Source organism: Salisediminibacterium beveridgei (assembly GCF_001721685.1).
Classification (GTDB): Bacteria; Bacillota; Bacilli; order Bacillales; family Salisediminibacteriaceae; genus Salisediminibacterium; species Salisediminibacterium beveridgei.
Genome location: NZ_CP012502.1, coordinates 1,166,141 through 1,182,373, shown reverse-complemented (window position 1 = coordinate 1,182,373; position 16,233 = coordinate 1,166,141). Strand labels below are relative to the sequence as shown.

Annotated in this window: 18 protein-coding genes; 9 read left to right on the top strand and 9 right to left on the bottom strand. The window is 46.9% G+C overall.

The window, feature by feature from the left end; all coding sequences use genetic code 11:
* Positions 1–17: 17 nt before the first annotated feature.
* The gene (locus tag BBEV_RS05365; protein ID WP_069364532.1) at positions 18–749 is read right to left on the bottom strand and encodes an urease accessory protein UreH domain-containing protein; all 732 of its coding nucleotides are present in this window, start codon (positions 747–749) and stop codon (positions 18–20) included.
* Between the two features lie 55 nt (positions 750–804).
* Between BBEV_RS05365 and BBEV_RS05360 the strand changes: the two genes are divergently transcribed.
* Positions 805–1,437 carry an NAD(P)-dependent oxidoreductase gene (locus tag BBEV_RS05360; RefSeq protein ID WP_069364531.1) on the top strand — a complete coding sequence of 211 codons (633 nt, stop codon included), beginning with the start codon at positions 805–807 and terminating at the stop codon, positions 1,435–1,437.
* On the opposite strand, the gene BBEV_RS17960 is transcribed toward BBEV_RS05360, so the two are convergent.
* Positions 1,438–2,046: a LuxR C-terminal-related transcriptional regulator gene (locus BBEV_RS17960; RefSeq protein WP_069364530.1), complete on the bottom strand. Its 609-nt coding sequence runs from the start codon at positions 2,044–2,046 to the stop codon at positions 1,438–1,440. It abuts the gene before it with no gap.
* 193 nt (positions 2,047–2,239) lie between these two features.
* On the opposite strand from BBEV_RS17960, the gene BBEV_RS05350 reads away from it, so the two are divergent.
* The 5 genes from BBEV_RS05350 (at position 2,240) to BBEV_RS05335 (ending at position 6,759) form a co-directional block, all read left to right on the top strand.
* Positions 2,240–3,619 carry a cytochrome ubiquinol oxidase subunit I gene (locus BBEV_RS05350; protein WP_069366608.1) on the top strand — a complete coding sequence of 460 codons (1,380 nt, stop codon included), beginning with the start codon at positions 2,240–2,242 and terminating at the stop codon, positions 3,617–3,619.
* On the top strand, positions 3,616–4,629 hold the full coding sequence (locus BBEV_RS05345; protein ID WP_069364529.1) for a cytochrome d ubiquinol oxidase subunit II: 1,014 nt from the start codon (positions 3,616–3,618) through the stop codon (positions 4,627–4,629). Before BBEV_RS05350 ends, BBEV_RS05345 begins: the two co-directional genes overlap by 4 nt.
* A gap of 17 nt (positions 4,630–4,646) precedes the next feature.
* Complete coding sequence (gene cydS / locus BBEV_RS17890; protein WP_267887774.1) at positions 4,647–4,775, top strand: cytochrome bd oxidase small subunit CydS family protein; 129 nt, start codon at positions 4,647–4,649, stop codon at positions 4,773–4,775.
* A gap of 105 nt (positions 4,776–4,880) precedes the next feature.
* A complete protein-coding gene (locus BBEV_RS05340; protein ID WP_069364528.1) occupies positions 4,881–5,759 on the top strand; it encodes an ATP-binding cassette domain-containing protein in 879 nt (292 codons plus the stop codon).
* Positions 5,749–6,759, top strand: coding sequence for an ABC transporter permease (locus BBEV_RS05335; protein ID WP_069364527.1), 1,011 nt, complete (start codon positions 5,749–5,751; stop codon positions 6,757–6,759). The genes BBEV_RS05340 and BBEV_RS05335 overlap by 11 nt, the downstream gene beginning before the upstream one ends.
* Positions 6,760–6,829: 70 nt before the next feature.
* Here BBEV_RS05335 and BBEV_RS05330 read toward each other — a convergent pair whose 3' ends face one another.
* Positions 6,830–7,762, bottom strand: a complete 933-nt coding sequence (locus tag BBEV_RS05330; protein WP_069364526.1) for a pseudouridine-5'-phosphate glycosidase — start codon at positions 7,760–7,762, stop codon at positions 6,830–6,832.
* Positions 7,763–7,777: 15 nt separating this feature from the next.
* On the bottom strand, positions 7,778–8,875 hold the full coding sequence (locus BBEV_RS05325) for a PfkB family carbohydrate kinase (protein ID WP_069364525.1): 1,098 nt from the start codon (positions 8,873–8,875) through the stop codon (positions 7,778–7,780).
* Positions 8,876–8,995: 120 nt separating this feature from the next.
* Here BBEV_RS05325 and BBEV_RS05320 point away from each other — a divergent pair, with 120 nt between their 5' ends.
* Together BBEV_RS05320 and BBEV_RS05315 are read left to right on the top strand one after the other, a co-directional pair.
* The gene (locus tag BBEV_RS05320) at positions 8,996–10,642 is read left to right on the top strand and encodes an ABC1 kinase family protein (protein WP_084007236.1); all 1,647 of its coding nucleotides are present in this window, start codon (positions 8,996–8,998) and stop codon (positions 10,640–10,642) included.
* A 29-nt stretch (positions 10,643–10,671) separates the two neighbouring features.
* On the top strand, positions 10,672–10,995 hold the full coding sequence (locus BBEV_RS05315) for a phasin family protein (RefSeq protein ID WP_069364524.1): 324 nt from the start codon (positions 10,672–10,674) through the stop codon (positions 10,993–10,995).
* An 86-nt stretch (positions 10,996–11,081) separates the two neighbouring features.
* Here the strand turns inward: BBEV_RS05315 and BBEV_RS05310 are convergent, their stop codons facing one another.
* From BBEV_RS05310 to BBEV_RS05300, 3 genes are read right to left on the bottom strand one after another with little or no spacing between them, the layout of a single operon-like run.
* Complete coding sequence (locus BBEV_RS05310; RefSeq protein WP_069364523.1) at positions 11,082–11,810, bottom strand: hypothetical protein; 729 nt, start codon at positions 11,808–11,810, stop codon at positions 11,082–11,084.
* 13 nt (positions 11,811–11,823) lie between these two features.
* Positions 11,824–12,267: a GNAT family protein gene (locus BBEV_RS05305; protein ID WP_069364522.1), complete on the bottom strand. Its 444-nt coding sequence runs from the start codon at positions 12,265–12,267 to the stop codon at positions 11,824–11,826.
* Positions 12,264–13,118, bottom strand: coding sequence for an STAS domain-containing protein (locus BBEV_RS05300; protein WP_069364521.1), 855 nt, complete (start codon positions 13,116–13,118; stop codon positions 12,264–12,266). The genes BBEV_RS05305 and BBEV_RS05300 overlap by 4 nt, the downstream gene beginning before the upstream one ends.
* A 148-nt stretch (positions 13,119–13,266) precedes the next feature.
* Between BBEV_RS05300 and BBEV_RS05295 the strand changes: the two genes are divergently transcribed.
* Positions 13,267–14,208, top strand: coding sequence for an alpha/beta hydrolase (locus BBEV_RS05295; protein ID WP_069364520.1), 942 nt, complete (start codon positions 13,267–13,269; stop codon positions 14,206–14,208).
* Between the two features lie 30 nt (positions 14,209–14,238).
* On the opposite strand, the gene map is transcribed toward BBEV_RS05295, so the two are convergent.
* Positions 14,239–14,991: a type I methionyl aminopeptidase gene (gene map / locus BBEV_RS05290; protein WP_069364519.1), complete on the bottom strand. Its 753-nt coding sequence runs from the start codon at positions 14,989–14,991 to the stop codon at positions 14,239–14,241.
* Positions 14,992–15,020: 29 nt separating this feature from the next.
* Positions 15,021–16,184: an MFS transporter gene (locus BBEV_RS05285; protein WP_069364518.1), complete on the bottom strand. Its 1,164-nt coding sequence runs from the start codon at positions 16,182–16,184 to the stop codon at positions 15,021–15,023.
* Between the last annotated feature and the right edge of the window lie 49 nt (positions 16,185–16,233).

Genomic DNA, 16,233 nt, shown 5'->3' with positions numbered 1-16,233 from the left:
CAGGGGGATTTGTCTGTTTACCAGAATGTCAGCATATCAAATATGCCTAACATGACGAGCAGTGTCCCTGCTGTGCGCTGCACAAGCATACCTGCTTTTTTTCCTTTACGCATGTTTAACTTTCCGATATCGAGGAATTGAATGATGAAGAGCACAAAGACAAAAGGAATCGAAGTCCCGACGGCAAAAACAGGAGGAAGCACAATACCTGTTGATGCCGTTAAAGAGAGGGGCATCAACAGTCCGAAGAATATCAAAAACATCGTCGGACAAAAGGCCAGCGAGAACAGAAAACCGAGCATAAAAGGGCCGGATTTTTTCCCGTCAGGCAGCCATTTCCCGAACACCTTTGACAAATCGACCATCCAACCCATGCGAAACATTCCGAGGAGGTATATCCCGATTACAATCAGCAAAGGCCCCATCACTTTTCGCATCGGCTCAAAGAAGAGTGGCAGCTGCCGCTGAAATTCCTGCCCGAGAAGAACAACTATCAGCCCCAGTAAAGAAAACGCGGCAATTTTACCAGCCATAAAGTATACTGCCTGTTTCCAGGAAACCTCTTCTTGAAGCGATTTTGAGCCATATAAAGTAATCGCACTTAAATTCCCTGAAAATTGGCATGGCGCCATCGCTCCCACGATCCCCAGGATGAGGGCGAATACTAATGGGAACTGTTCCACAGACGTTGCCAGATTCATAAAAGGTTCACGAATCAGCTGGCTGAAGGCATCGACATATTCGAACATCGCAAAAAACTCCTTAGAACAGATTAACAATTTTTCTTTGAAAGTGGTGTATAGGATGAATATTACCGTATTAGGAGCAACCGGCAGAACCGGTTCGAAGCTGGTAAAATCCCTCGAAAAGGATCATCAGCTCACATTGCTTGTCAGAGATCCGGATAAAGTGGCCAACCTGGAACTGAACCCTCAGGTGATCGTTTCAGGAAATGTCCTGAACATAGATGATCTCCGACTCGTCATCCATGAAGACACTGACCTTGTGATTTCCTGCCTGGCTACGGACAAACAGAATACATTATCGCGTATGGCGAACGCCCTGATTGCACGTATGGAAGAGTTTCCGGCGATTCGCTTTATCGGAATTGGTACAGCCGGTATACTTGACGCCAGGCATGAGCCAGGCAAATACCGGTTTCAATCAACTGAGTCTAAACGATCATCCACAGCTGCAGCCGAAGATCATCTTGCCTTGTATGAGAAGCTGCGACAGTCTCAGACTGACTGGACAATCATCTGCCCGACCTATTTACCTGACGACGATCAGGAACGACCGGTCGTCTTCGAATTGAACCGTCTTCCTGAAGGTGTCAAGCGTATTGGCACCGCATCACTCGCACGTTTCATCACCGATCATCTGCAAAACAGCGATTTTATTCATCATCGTGTTGGTGCAGGCGAAGGGTACGATTGATCAGCGGATATAATGCAGCCGCTTTGCCCAATCATACCAGTCCTGTCCCTTTTTGACACCCAGCTTCTTCTTCACGTTCCGGCGGTGATTTTCTACGGTTTTCGGCGCGATCATCAGTTTTCTCGCTGTCTCATTGACCGAAAACCCTTTCACTTTCAATTGAAAGATTTCTTCTTCCCGTTCAGTAAGGGGATGTTCATCATCTTCAAGAAAACCTTGTCCACTTTGTGACAGGTTTATCCGTTCTCCCTGCCGAACTTTGTCAAAGAATTGCATCAATTGATCAATATCCACTTCTTCATGAAACACACCTTCGACCTGATACTCCCGAAATAAGGTCTGGTGCCTCCCTTCAGCCGATGTGTGGATCAGTATTTTAAGGTATTGTTCGTTGATCAATCCATTGCTCGTGAAGAATACTTCCGGAATGGACATTTCATATAAATCTTCGTGCAGAATAATCAGATCGAAAGCGTATTTTTTCATTGCCGACCGCCATTCCGATTCACTCTCCGATACGACGAGATAATGAAGATCAAAGACATCTTTCAATACCTGCGTGATCCCGTAGCGGACCAGGGGATGGCGGATTCCTAAATGAATGCGCATGATTTCACATCCTCTTTTCATTTTGTTCATATTTCGCTCATACTTTCACGTAATATGAGGGTAATCCCCTATGAACCTTTACGACTTTATTTTATAACATGTACATAGTGCAAAGCAATTTTATGATCCGACATTATCTACGTTTAAAAACATTCGTACAACCAACTTCATTCGAGAAAGGACTGAATACATGATGATTGAATACGATCCGGTACTCTACAGTCGTATCTTAACCTACGCAACGCTTGGTTTCCATGTTATTTTTGCTACCCTTGGTGTAGGGGTACCTCTCATGATTGCCATCGCTGAATGGATGGGGATTAAGCGCAAGGATCCTCATTACACGTTAATGGCCCGCCGCTGGGCAAGAGGGTTTGTTATTTCGGTGGCAGTCGGTGTTGTTACCGGGACAGCGATTGCTGTTCAACTGGCCTTGTTGTGGCCGAATTTCATGCAAGCCGCCGGTCACACCATCGGCCTGCCGATGTTTATGGAAACCTTCGCGTTTTTCTTTGAAGCCATCTTCCTTGGCATTTACCTCTATACCTGGGATCGGTTTAAAAGCAAAATGAAACATTTCCTTTTGGTTATTCCGATTGTCATCGGGGCAACGGCCAGTGCCTTCTTTATTACATCCGTCAACGCTTTTATGAACTATCCGACCGGTTTTCAGATCGTCGATGGTGTATTGACAGATGTCAGCCCGCTCAGTGCTATGTTTAACCCGGCCACACCGACGAAAATATCTCATGTCATCATTACGGCTTATTTGACCGCTGCGTTTATTCTCGGGATGGTTGCTGCGTTGAAGCTTCTGAAGAACAAGGGCTCCGAATATTACAAAAAAGCATTGCATCTGAACATAACCGCTGCAGCCGTATTCGCGATTGCCACCGCTGTGATTGGGGATTTCTCCGGAAAATACCTTCACGAATATCAGCCCGAGAAATTGGCAGCTGCCGAATGGCATTTCGAGACCGAATCAGAAGCGCCGCTGATTCTCGGCGGCATTCTGACAGGAGACAATGAAGTCCGCTTTGCCCTGGAGATTCCATATGCACTGAGTATTCTGGCCGGTGGTACACCAGACACTGTCGTTACCGGGCTGAACGATTTCGATCCGGATTACCTGCCACCACTATGGGTGCATTATTTCTTCGACAGCATGGTCTTTATCGGGATGTATCTGGCCGCGGTTTCAATCTTGTTCGTGGCCGCCGGCTTCAAGCACCGACTTAACCCGTTAAGGCGGATCAATCCGATGCATCCGCTGATCTTGAAATTAATCGTCGCAGGCGGACCTCTATCCATGCTGGCGATTCAGGCAGGCTGGATCTTCGCTGAAGTAGGCCGGCAACCGTGGATCATCAACGGTGTCATGACCGTCAGTGAAGGGGCCACCACATCGAATCATGTGGACACGATGCTCTGGCTCTTCATTGCACTGTACACCTTGCTCGGAGTCACTTCGGTCATTGTATTAAGAAAGATGTTCAAGGAAAATCCTGTTGAGAAAGAAATGGAAAAGCGGAATATTCCCGAATCTACTCTAAATGGGGGTGAGGAATCATGACGTATGAACTGTTAGGAATCATCGTTCTCTGGACTTTTCTCTTCGGCTATCTGATCGTTGCTTCTGTAGATTTCGGTGCCGGTTTCTTCAGTTTTGACGCCAAATACAGAAAGAATGACTTTGTCCTGAACAAAGTCATTCAACGGTATCTCTCCCCGGTATGGGAAGTCACCAACGTCTTTTTGATCTTCTTCTTGATCGGGATTATCGGTTTCTTCCCGGATTCAGCCTACTATTACGGCACTGCGCTCTTGATTCCAGGCAGCATCGCTGTCATTCTGCTGGCTATACGCGGTTCTTATTACGCGTTCAATACCTACGGCGCTGAAGAGAGCAAATTGTTCTCCTTTCTATACGGGGCAACGGGACTGTTGATTCCTGCCTCATTAACGGTTGTGCTCACCGTATCACTCGGTGGGTATATCCAGGTCTCAGACGGCAATGTCTCACTCCTTTACGGTGAACTATTTACGAGCATCTATTCCTGGAGCGTTGTCCTTCTGGCCATCGCGAGTGTCCTGTTTATCTCGGCGATGTTCCTCGTTTATTACGCCGGTAAAGCACAGGATCATGAGGCACTTGCCACAGTCCGGAAATACGCACTTAGCTGGGCGGGCCCGACGATTTTGATGGGTATCATCGTGTTTATGCTGCTCAGCCAGCGGAATGCCACCCAGTTTAATAACATGCTGGATTTATGGTGGGCATTCGCAGTTTCTGCTGTCGCTTTCGCTGGTGCGGTATACCTTGTTTGGCAAAAGCGCTCCTACGGGACTGCATTCCTTCTGGTTACCATACAATATTTTACGGCTTTCTTTGCGTACGGTTCAGCGCACCTGCCTTATTTACTCTATCCGCATTTGACCATTTATGACGGGTTCACCAATGAATCGATGGCACTGGCACTGATAATTGCCTTTGTTGCAGGATTGTTCTTGTTAATTCCGTCATTGTATTTATTAATGAGAATGTTCCTGTTTGACCCTGAGTATGTTCAAGGTAAAAAATGACGAAAGGAGTTTTTCCCATGGATATGCATACATTTATGATTATGCTGGCTTCCCCGCTCCTCCTGGCAGTGAGTGTGGCCGTTGTATTTATCTGGGCGGCTAAAGCAAAAACACCGGAGTGGGTCAAGTCATCGGAAGGTGAGTAATCAAAACCGGACTCGATTGATGAGTCCGGTTTTTTTGATCCTGGTTTCGGGGTATACTAGTTATCTGGATACATATTGATCTTTACTTGTTCGGAGGCAAATGAGATGAAAGTCAAAAACCTATCGAAAACCATTAGACAACAACAGATCCTGAACAACATTTCGTTTGAAGTATCCCCTGGAACGATCACCGGCATTATCGGCCGCAACGGTGCGGGGAAAACCACACTGCTCAGAACGATGGCCGGCATTCTCCTTCCGAGTTCGGGAGATGTCTTCATCGGCAATCACAGCATCCTCAAGCATCCTGCAAAAAAACAGACAATGATCTTCATTCCTGACAATCTCGACTCCCTGAAAACATACAGTACGAACGAATTAATTACGTTGTACAAGATGGTCTATCCCGGGTTTGACATGGACTATTTCAATCACATGCGTGCCCATTTTTCCCTTCCGGATGTGAACCGGATCAGCCAATTATCAAAAGGAATGAAAGCTCTGTTTGTGCTGATTTTGGCATTTTCGAGCCGGGTGGATTATCTTCTGCTGGATGAGCCTACAGATGGTCTTGATGCGATCGTGAAACGAAAGGTGCTCGATTTTCTCGTTGAACAGGCAAGGGCCAATCAAGTGGCTGTCATGATTGCCAGCCACCGCCTTGAGGAATTGGATTTTATGGTAGATGATGTCTTGATTCTCCGAAACGGCGAAGTGGAAGAACATTTTGCGATCGGTGAATTAAAAACACGCTACCGGAAACTCCAATTGGCCTTCCAATCAGGATCTTTCCCGCCAGACCTGTTAAAACGGGTAACGCCGGTCAGTCAGAGCGGCAGTGTATATGCTGTGCTTATTTCCGCAGCGGACTCAGCCATTTATAATGAGATTCAGGACCATGACCCGGTGTTGTTCGAAGAATTGAAGTTGACGCTTGAAGACGTATTTCTCGCACGGCTGGGGGGAACAGATGATGTTTTATAAGGCGCTGTTTTATCAGAATTATAAACATACCAAGCTTTTACTCTGGATTATCCTTGCGCTTTTTGTCATTCATATGCCCTTTCAGGCAACTCTGTCGATCGAACATTGGAATGAACGGGCGGATATGGCAGATACCATCGACAACTATGTATATGAAGTCCAACGCTTTGATCTGATTCAAGTATTCTCAGAAGGCGCAGTCACCGTCTTTCTTGTCATTGCCCTGATCGGACTGGCTGCGATGCTCATTGGACTGGAGCGAAATACGAGGAGACAGGATTTCACCTTGTCCTTGCCATACAGCCGTTCGTCGTCTTTTTTTCACAAATGGTTATACGGTACACTGGCCATAACGCTCTTTCATCTTGTGAACTTCTGGGTTGCCTATGCCATTATCTATCAGTCCCCGCACCAGATGAGTTTTGAACAGGTGACATTGAGTGAGATTCTGCTCGAGCCGCTTCTTGGCTTTATCCTGCTCTACACATTTGCTTTAATGATTGGGACGATCACCGGAGATATGCTTTCTCAGCTTGGTCTGACCGGTCTGATCGCATTTTTTCCTTTAGGTGTCTTTTATCTCGTCCAGGACTTGATCGATGTTCATTTTGGTATGGTCATACCACTGCCGAGGTGGGTGGAGTTTATCACCCCATTTATCTATGTTTTTGACGGCGGACAAGGGGGACCGTACCTCAGCTTTCGCTTCATCGGGATCGGACTGTTTTTCATACTGGGCATGATGCTCTATCGCATGTCACCCGCTGAACACAATGGGGAATTTCTTGTCTTCAAACGTGTACAGCCTTATTTGCTGGTTATCATCGCCGGGATGATGTCTTTCTTCGGCGGATCCTTTATTACATCTCTTTCACCTTGGAGCGCGGACATTTTGCGGATTTTAACGTATTGGATCGGTTTTACAATCTTCTTACTGTTCACTGTACTGATTATTCGTAAAGTAATGGATATGCGCTTAACAACTGTTTCAGGTCATTAATAACCTGCTGTAGATTGAGTAAGGACCCTGGCCTGTTTGGCCGGGTCCTTACTTTTTGCGTATCACGTGGTTAAACCTTCTGTTTCCGGCCTTGTTCGTTCAACTTCACAGCCACTTTCGCGCCGTTTACAGCGTTATGCTTCACAAGTGCAATATTGGTAACCAGCGTCTGTCCGTCACTCAATTCTTTCAAACGTCCTAAAAGATAAGGTGTGGTGTCTTTTCCTTTAATTCCTTCTTCAATCGCTTCTGTCAAAGCGATTTGAATCATACGATCGACATCTTCTTTTTGCATTTCTGCCTCTTCGGGTACAGGATTGGCGATGACGACGCCGCCGCTAAGGCCGAGATCCCGTTTCACTTGCAGCATAGATGCAACATCCGCGGGATTTTCACCTGTTGCGTCCACACCATACCCGCTTTTTCTTGTATAGAAAGCCGGGAATTCATCCGTTTCATAGCCGATCACTGTCACACCGTGTGTCTCCAGGTATTCCAGTGTCAACCCGATATCGAGGATCGATTTCGCACCGGCACAGACAACCGCCACATTCGTTTTTGCCAGTTCCTGAAGATCGGCAGAAATATCCATACTGGATTCCGCGCCCCGGTGAACGCCACCGATTCCCCCTGTTACAAAGACTTGAATACCGGCTAATTCTGCACAAATCATCGTAGCAGCTACAGTGGTTGCTCCGGCTGTTTTCTTGGCAAGTACCTTCGGGAAGTCCCGGCGGCTGACTTTCTCAATCGCATCGCCTTTAGCGAATGCTTCAAGTTCTTCTTGGGTCATTCCGATTTTGATTTTTCCATCGATCAAAGCAATGGTTGCCGGAACTGCCCCCTCTTTTCGGATGATATCTTCTACTTCCATCGCGGTTTCCAGGTTCTGTGGGTACGGCATGCCGTGGGAAATAATCGTTGACTCCAACGCCACCACAGGTTGCCCTTTTTCCATCGCCTCTTTTACTTCAGGTGCATATTCAAGATAATGCTGATTCATTTTTCATTCCTCCTGTTATGATTGTTGTATGGATTTTATCCATGTTTCATTCACCGTGCTTGTAACGGTGTCTGTCGATTCCAGTGTGGCCTTTGCGGCCAGCAGTCCGGTTCTCACAGCCTCGTCCAGCGGATTGTTGTGACTCAAGCTGAACAGGACACCCGAGCTGAATGCATCTCCTGCGCCGGTAACGTCCACAACATTTGTCTGCGGTGCCGGCTGATGACGCATCTGACTTCCTCTTTCCTGATAATAAGCACCTTCAGCGCCTTTTGTGATGATTACTTGTTCAACCCCTTCTTCCGTCAGATGATGCATCAGTTCCTTTTCATCTTCTGTGACATGACCGGTCCAGTTCTTAACCAGCGTGATTGCCTCAAAATGATTCAGGATCAGCAAGTTAATCTGTTCCGGACGGTAAGGGATCCGGTTTAATTTCGAGGCAGATACCGGGATAACGGCAAGCTTTGTTCCTTTTGAAGCGGCTGTTTGTGTCAGTATTTCCCGCATTGCTTCAAGGCTGAAATTTGTATCCACTGCGACCCATTCACAATGACCGGCCTTACGGAAACTTTTTCTCACCTCATCCGGCATAACCGTATCATAAATGGCCATATCAGCAGCTGCGAGAATCAGATCGTGATCCGGATTAAATATTGCTGTATAACTTCCAGTCGATTGATCGCTCCTGGTCAGTGACAAAGAAAGATCCAGACCGCATTCCGCGGCATGCTTTCGTAAATGTTCACTGTCCTGATCCTGACCCAGAACGGTCAGCAGGTTAGGGTCCATGCCCATGTGCACCAGGTTTTCGGCAATATTCCTTGCCACGCCGCCTCTCGTATTGCCTGTCGCTGCCGGGTTGGAATCACCCATATTGACTTTCTCAGTCAATGTGATTTTACGGTCCATATTGGCACCACCAATAATAAGGATACCTGGTCCTTCGTTCATCACATAAGCTCTGCCTTTGATCATCCCTTGACGAGTCAACGACGAGATATACCCTGCGACAGCAGAACGGGATACATTCAGGCGCTCAGCAAGATCCTGCTGTGTGATAAACGGGTCCTGTCTGATCAGTTCGATGATGATCTTCTCTTTCTCATTCATGTCACACCTCCTATAAACAAATGTTTGTTCATATAACATCTGTTGTTTGTATTGATTGTAACATACTTTCGCAGGAAATGGGGTATTGGTTTTTTATAAGGATTGTACAGGAGGACTACCGTGAAAAACTTTTCATTATACAGAATTTTCGTGATCGTCAGGATGTTTATTAAATTTGTCCTGCAACTTTATATTTTCGGCAAAAAACATAAAGCATGGGATGCATCAACGCGGGAAGAATGGGAAACACTCGTTGCCAAACAAGCGATTGAATACAGGGAACGGGCACTTGATCTCGAAGGGTTGATGATCAAAGTCGGACAATTCCTCAGCACCCGCGCCGACATTATGCCTGAAGCCTTTTTAAGAGAACTGCAGGATTTGATCGATCAGGTGCCTCCTGTTCCACCGGAAGTGTCCAAAGCCATTATTGAAAAAGAATGGGGACAACCGCTGGATTATTTTCTGCTCGATATCAGTGACCGCCCCGTAGCCTCAGCCTCCATTGGAGAAGTATACAAAGGCACACTTTTGAACGGACAGGAAGTCGCCATTAAAGTGCAGCGTGCTGATATTGACAAAATCATTAAATCCGACTTCAAGGCCATGAACATCGTTCTCTGGATCACCCGGAACTTCACACGATTCGGGAAGGAAATTGACACAAAAGCATTGTATAAAGAAGTTGTTTCAGTCGTTGGGGATGAACTGAACTACTACAAGGAACTTCGAAATGCCCAATACTTTCAAAAGAAATACAATGGCAGCGAATCGATCTACATTCCTCAATTCTATGAAGAATACTGCACCCGGCGGGTACTGGTTATGGAATGGATCGAGGCCAGAAAAGTCACGGATCTTGTCTGGTACCGCGAGCATCAGATTGACCCCATAGCGACCGCCGAAAAGCTGTTTTTGTTCCTTGTCGATCAGCTTCTGGATTACGGAAAGTTTCACGCCGATCCCCATCAAGGGAATATTATGATCAAAAGTGACGGGACGTTGATCATTCTCGACTTTGGCATGGTAGGTCAAATCAGCCGCAACGATGCCCGAAACGTACGAAAAATGATCCAGGGCTTCGTCATGGATGATTACCAGCTTGCCATCGAACAATTGGAAAAACTGGGCTTTCTTTTGCCCCATGCTGATAAATACAAAATTGAGCAGAAACTCAGGGAATACATCGATATTTACCTCGAACAGAATATCAATGAGATGGATCAGGAAATCGTGCAGGAAATTTTCGAGGACTTGCAGGAATTCGTTCGGGAACAGCCGATTCAGTTGCCCGCTGAATTCGCATTTCTTGGCCGGGCCGCTTCCATCGGGCTCGGTGTAATCACCTCATTGAATCCGTCCATCGATTTTATGACGCTGGGGAAACCGGTTGTCAATCAATGGATGCAGGAAAAGGAAGACGATGAAGATGCCCTGCAAATTCAACTTGTCAAGGATACGCTGAAACCTTTCCTGTCGCTGCCCCGTCATTTAAATGAATTCCTAGAAGCTCCGGAACAAAAGCGGCAGCAAGAAGAGGTTCATCACTGGTCCAGGTTGGAGCATCAGCGCTTTTTATTGTTAACAGCGCTGCAGGTCATCATTTTGCTTGCCACAATCGGCTTCACTGCAGCCGGATGGTTTTTAAACAGCACAATCGTATTATCACTCAGCGGGATCGTCGCAGTCCTGTTGTTGATTACTTTAATGATCACCATTTTCAGACACAAACGGTTTATCCAGAGCAACAGCCGTTTTGAATCATAAATCGTACTATAAATGAGGAGGAATGCAAAATGAGTAACATTTTAAAAACGGGTTTTTTATTAGGTCTAGGTGCCGCAGTTCAAGGAAAAGAACGGATGGATCAGTACCTTGACGAAATGCTTGTCAAAGGGAAAATCACACCGAAAGAGTTCGACGAGCTGTATCATGACCTGATTAAGAAAGGTGAATCCAAGGAAGAGGAATGGAACTACCAGTCAAAAGAACGACTGAATCAGCTGATGACAGATTTAAACCTGTTCACGAAAGAAGAGTACAACGCACTTGAAGCAAGGGTTAATGACCTTGAAGAACGACTGAATCGGATGGAAAACAAAACAACCGACCACGAATAATCCAACGCACGCTGAATAGAGCACAGAAAAAGGCCAGGCGATGAAAATTTATCGCCTGGCCTTTACTCTTTTGCCCTCTGATCAGTTCATTGGCAAAGTACATCGCCATCTGATTCGGTCGTTCCCCTGCGGCAGTGGATCCGCTGCTCGAGATCCCTAATCTGCCAGGTACCGTCTTCAGACTCGAGGTACAAAAGGAAATCCTCACCGGCTATGGCATCGTCGCGCAGGCCCCACTTCATAATCAGAGCCTCCGCCTCATTGTCTTCAGTATGATTCATCCTTACAGTCAGCTCATCAAAAGAATCCGGACGCGTCAACATATTCCGTTCACCGATCCACGTGTAAACCAGATCCTCGGCCGTCTCCAGATCAGGGTACTCCGTATTAAACTCTTCACTGATTTCTCCAAATGCAGCGGTCCAATCAAGACTCTCCCGTTCATATCCCACTTCTGCTTCTAATTCTGTCTGTTCCTGGTACATCCAAACCTGATCATAAAAGCGATCTCCATGCGGCGTCCAATTCTCGCCAAACGGACTTTCCTGCGTTTCTGCCTCTTCGCCTTGATCTTCATCAGGCTGTTCGGCTTCCAAAGCACTGATCTCATCGAGCAGCTGATCACGCTCTTCCTCCAGATTCGCTACGGTCGTTTCGAGTTCTTCGATTTCCTCGTTCTGTTCGTTATTCACGGACTGATCAGACGTTTCATTGGCATTCTCATCGTTGATACCCGCTTCATTTTCACCCTCATCATTGGCGCATCCTGCTGCAATGATCAACGTCATCAAAATCATGATGGTTCGCCAGTTCACGTTGAGCCCTCCTTTAAAATCTGTTGAATGTCCAACTATAAAAGATCCCTTGATCCTTTTGCATTCTCTTCCCACCCATTTCTTCACATAAACGTTCCCCGGCCGGGGAAATAGAAAGGACTTTTGCTTGAAGCTCACCCAGTGCATAATGCTTTTCCACAATTTCCTGCGCAGCTTCTGCCAAAGCTTTCCCTTCACCTTGACCGATAAAATCAGGGGAACATTGCATGTATACAAAAGCGCTGGCCTCGGATTCCAGCTGGAAATCGATGTATCCGAGAAGAACATCATCCTTAAAAACCGCAAAACGGTTCCGCCAGTTAAACGGGTTCAAAAAATGGTCCAGTGCCTCATCATTTTCCTGTAAATCAAGCCTGTCGAGGGGGGAATCGTACGTCCATTCGGCAATCTCCAGTGCCTGGTCATTTTTCAGCCAGTCCCAATAATAACGACTCATGATTGATCCTCCTTCGTTTTAATCACGACACCCGCCAGCTCCAAAGCGCGGGGTAACGTCCCCGTGACATGCATGTGATTAAAAGAAATTCCTAAATTCACCATCGTCTGAGCCAGTTCGGAACGAACGCCTGAAAACACGGCGGTGATACCAATGACCTTCAAGGCATCATGGAGCTGAAACAGATGGTGCGCCACAGCCGTATCAATCATATGTACACCGGATAAATCAATTATAATAAAGCTGAGTTCCAGCTCACGCCCGCGATTCAAAGCTTTATGCAATAACTCCTCTGAGCGATGCGTGTTCATGGTCCCGATGATTGGAAGAATTGCGACATCACGGGTTAATGGCACCAAGGGTACAGACAACTCCAAGAGCTCATCTTGCGCATGCTGATAGGTCGCATGGTGATGCTCCACATAGGCTTCGGTGAAGGCGTAGACAGTCTGATCAATCATTGGATGAAGAAAATCCGCCATTACGAAATACTCCTCAATGCCATGGTTGTTCTTAAGGAAGATGTCACGAATATGCCGAATAATCACTTTCCGGAAAAAAGGGACAATCAAAAGCCCTTCTTCAACATTGACGCCGGATCTGATCGCCGTTTGACCGAATCGTTTTCCCCACTCAAACACTTTGCCACTAAAGGCTGTATATTCCTGTAAAATCATCTGTTCACTGATCAGGTCTGTTAAATGGTGGAATTCATTGATCAGTTTATCTTCTGCCATACGAGTGAAACTGCGCTCGTATTCCCCGGAAAATGACTGAACGATTTCAGTCGCAATCGTCTCACTTCGCGATTGAAAAGCATGCCCAACATCTTCAAGTAATGTCGCTGTCATAAACATTCATCCTTTCAAAAAGATGATCCTTGTTTCTATTTTACGGTGAATCAAAAGAATTGTCACACATATTTGTATGATTTCCATTTCTTACTGCTGCATGGTACATTAATAATACTAGTTTGAAACGAAAAGAGGCTCTTGATTTATGTATGGACACATTCCTGTATCGGTACCACGTCGCAAAACACACCGCCGTAAGTTTCTGTGGGCAGCATTCTCTTTGCTGTTCATTCTATTGCTGTTCACTGCCATCACGATCTATATCGGACTCAGCATGACACGAACCGAACCCCGGGAACTGTCGCTCAATCCTGCAATGTACAGCATGCCCTATGAAGAAGTCTCTTTTGTCAGCGCCCACGATGACCGTGTCGCTTTGAACGGCTGGCTGATGGAACCTGAAGAGGATCCGGTTTCAAGTGTCATTATGAGTCACGGTTACCGGGGTAATCGTCACGAGAGCGGAGCTGGTTTCTTCGCACTGGCTCAAGGCCTTCTGGGCGAGGGGCATCGTGTATTGATGTTTGATTTCAGGAATGCCGGTGAATCTGAAGGAGATTTGACCTCCATTGGGATCTTGGAACGCTATGACGTATTGGGTGCTGTGGATTACATGACCACCCATTTCGAGGAACCGCTGTTGCTCTATGGTGTCTCGATGGGGGCATCCGCATCATTGTCTGCGGCTGCACTTACAGATGAAGTGGATGGTGTCATTGCCGACAGTCCCTTCAGCGATCTCGAACGTTATCTGAAAGCGAATTTGCCTGTTTGGACCGGCCTCCCTGCTATTCCGTTCACATCACTGACGATGACGCTGATTCCTCATCTGGTGGGGATTGAACCTGCTGAACTGAGTCCGATCCGCGACCTTGAGGCTATCCACCCAAGACCTGTTCTCTTTATTCATGGCGATGAAGACGACTATATCCCTCATACTGAAAGCATTCAGATGGTCGAAACATACGAAGACGCCTTCGAGCTGTGGATCCCCGAAGGCGCCGATCATGTGCAAGGATTTTACAAATATCCAGAGGAATACCTCGCTTACGTCCTCGGCTTCTTTGCATCAACCGTGCAGGATTGATCCCTCTGATTAAAACTGATTTTGTTTCGTTTACTTTTCTTGTTCGGTTGTCACGATCGGTTCGCCGTCCGTGATAATTAATGTATGCTCGAACTGGGTGGACAAGGAGCCGTCACGCGTTCTGGCTGTCCACCCGTTTTCATCCATTTTTGCGCGCCAGCCACCGATGTTGATCATCGGCTCGATGGTAATGGCCATCCCCTCTTTCAGCCTTGCACCCCGTCCAGGCTGACCGTAATGCGGGATATTGGGTTCTTCGTGAATCGTTGGACCGATCCCATGTCCGGCAAATTCCCGGACGATGCCATAACCGTAAGGCTCGACAAATTGTTGAATCGCATGACCGATATCCCCGATCCGGTTGCCTGCTCTTGCAGCTCGAATACCACGGTATAACGCCTCTTTTGTAACCTCATTCAGTTGCCGTACTTCCTCGGAGACTTCCCCCACTTCGTAGGTCCAGGCGCTGTCCGCCATTGCACCTTCATAGTCCAATACGAAATCCATCGTAATGATATCCCCATTTTTCAATGGTTCTTTTCGTGGAAAACCATGGCAGATTTCATCGTTTACTGAAGCACACGTGGCAAACTCATACCCCTGATAACCTTTTTGAGCCGGCATGGCTCCGGCACGTTTCATTTCTTTTTCGACAAAACGGTCCAGCTCAGCTGTCGTAACACCCGGCTTCACCAGATCCCGAAGTTTCCGGTGGATCGATGCCACCAGATCCCCTGCGATAATCATATTCTCCACTTCACGTGTTGATTTACGTTCGATCAATGTCGTTCCCTCCAAGACAGTATTTTGTTTCAGGCAGCCTCAATTTGTGCCAGGCGACTGCGATTGAATAATATCACTATGATCAGTATAAAAGAGATCCCCCCGGCAATCAAAAAGATTGTTCCGGACAACACATCGTACGTAAATGCAAAAACCAACGGGCCAAAAATACGGCCCAGACTATCGGCAGAGAATTGCAGCCCTGACGCATAACCCGACCGGTTCCCGCTTGCCCGGGTAATCAAAGACAAACTGAGGGTGCGGATCATGGCATTCCCGACAATGAAGAGAATCAGGTACACGCCAGCGAGAATCAGATTAAAATGCACCACCATCAAAACGAACGCCAGGCCGGACATCACTTGTCCTACGGTAATCCAGATGTATTCCTTCCCCGTCTTAATTTTCCGCAGGAAACCGCCCTGGACGATCGCCAATGCTGTGCCTCCGATAAAGAACAAGAGGCCCATTTCAGCAGGAGTCATCGCGATCTGATCAATGCCAAACACCTGAAACACACTCTCGAGCCCTGTCAACAGAAAAGAAGCTGTAAATGACATAAACAATAAGAGCTTCAACAGACCCGCATCCGGCAACTCCAATTTTGGCAGCAAGCGGCTTTTATCCACTTCAACCACCGGTACCCAATAGGCATCTTTCACTGTGATCAGTACGATTGGAACGAGCAACAGCATCAATGTACCCGCTAAGTAAAACGGTGCAGCAAGACTGACCAGACTTAACAAGCCTCCGGTTGCAGGTCCAAATATGAACCCGAGGCCAATCGCCATACCTGCAAGTCCCAGATTCCGGTTTCGCGTGGTATCATCCGAAATATCGGACAATGTCGACATCGCAGCCGCATACAGTGCCCCGGCAAAGATCCCGCTGACAAAGCGGGACAGGTACATCATCATCAATGAATCAATGAAGATGGCAAAAATGAAGAATCCGACAGCGTAACCGATTAATCCGATGATTAATACCAGCCTTCGCCCTTTTCGATCGGCCAGTGCTCCCCAGGACGGTGACGTAATAAATGATGCGACAGAATAAATCGCCAGCATGCCTCCGATATGCCCTGCAATGCCTGAGAGCTCTGTCACAATCTCCGGCATGACAGGAATGACCATCCCGAAGCCTGCATAAACAATAAATTGAATAAATACAACGATCAACAACGTTTTTTTCACAACAATCAGACCCCTCACACAAATTCCACACTACATTCTATCACAGGTG

Excerpts from the sequence above, each read along its gene's own strand:
- BBEV_RS05335 (WP_069364527.1), top strand. The coding sequence starts at position 5,749 with ATGTTTTATAAGGCGCTGTTTTATCAGAATTATAAACATACCAAGCTT.
- BBEV_RS05300 (WP_069364521.1), bottom strand. The coding sequence starts at position 13,118 with ATGACAGCGACATTACTTGAAGATGTTGGGCATGCTTTTCAATCGCGA.
- BBEV_RS05350 (WP_069366608.1), top strand. The coding sequence starts at position 2,240 with ATGATTGAATACGATCCGGTACTCTACAGTCGTATCTTAACCTACGCA.
- BBEV_RS05305 (WP_069364522.1), bottom strand. The coding sequence starts at position 12,267 with ATGAGTCGTTATTATTGGGACTGGCTGAAAAATGACCAGGCACTGGAG.
- BBEV_RS05325 (WP_069364525.1), bottom strand. The coding sequence starts at position 8,875 with ATGAATGAGAAAGAGAAGATCATCATCGAACTGATCAGACAGGACCCG.
- BBEV_RS05345 (WP_069364529.1), top strand. The coding sequence starts at position 3,616 with ATGACGTATGAACTGTTAGGAATCATCGTTCTCTGGACTTTTCTCTTC.
- BBEV_RS05295 (WP_069364520.1), top strand. The coding sequence starts at position 13,267 with ATGTATGGACACATTCCTGTATCGGTACCACGTCGCAAAACACACCGC.
- BBEV_RS05360 (WP_069364531.1), top strand. The coding sequence starts at position 805 with ATGAATATTACCGTATTAGGAGCAACCGGCAGAACCGGTTCGAAGCTG.
- BBEV_RS05315 (WP_069364524.1), top strand. The coding sequence starts at position 10,672 with ATGAGTAACATTTTAAAAACGGGTTTTTTATTAGGTCTAGGTGCCGCA.
- BBEV_RS05340 (WP_069364528.1), top strand. The coding sequence starts at position 4,881 with ATGAAAGTCAAAAACCTATCGAAAACCATTAGACAACAACAGATCCTG.
- BBEV_RS17960 (WP_069364530.1), bottom strand. The coding sequence starts at position 2,046 with ATGCGCATTCATTTAGGAATCCGCCATCCCCTGGTCCGCTACGGGATC.
- BBEV_RS05365 (WP_069364532.1), bottom strand. The coding sequence starts at position 749 with ATGTTCGAATATGTCGATGCCTTCAGCCAGCTGATTCGTGAACCTTTT.
- cydS (WP_267887774.1), top strand. The coding sequence starts at position 4,647 with ATGGATATGCATACATTTATGATTATGCTGGCTTCCCCGCTCCTCCTG.
- BBEV_RS05330 (WP_069364526.1), bottom strand. The coding sequence starts at position 7,762 with ATGAATCAGCATTATCTTGAATATGCACCTGAAGTAAAAGAGGCGATG.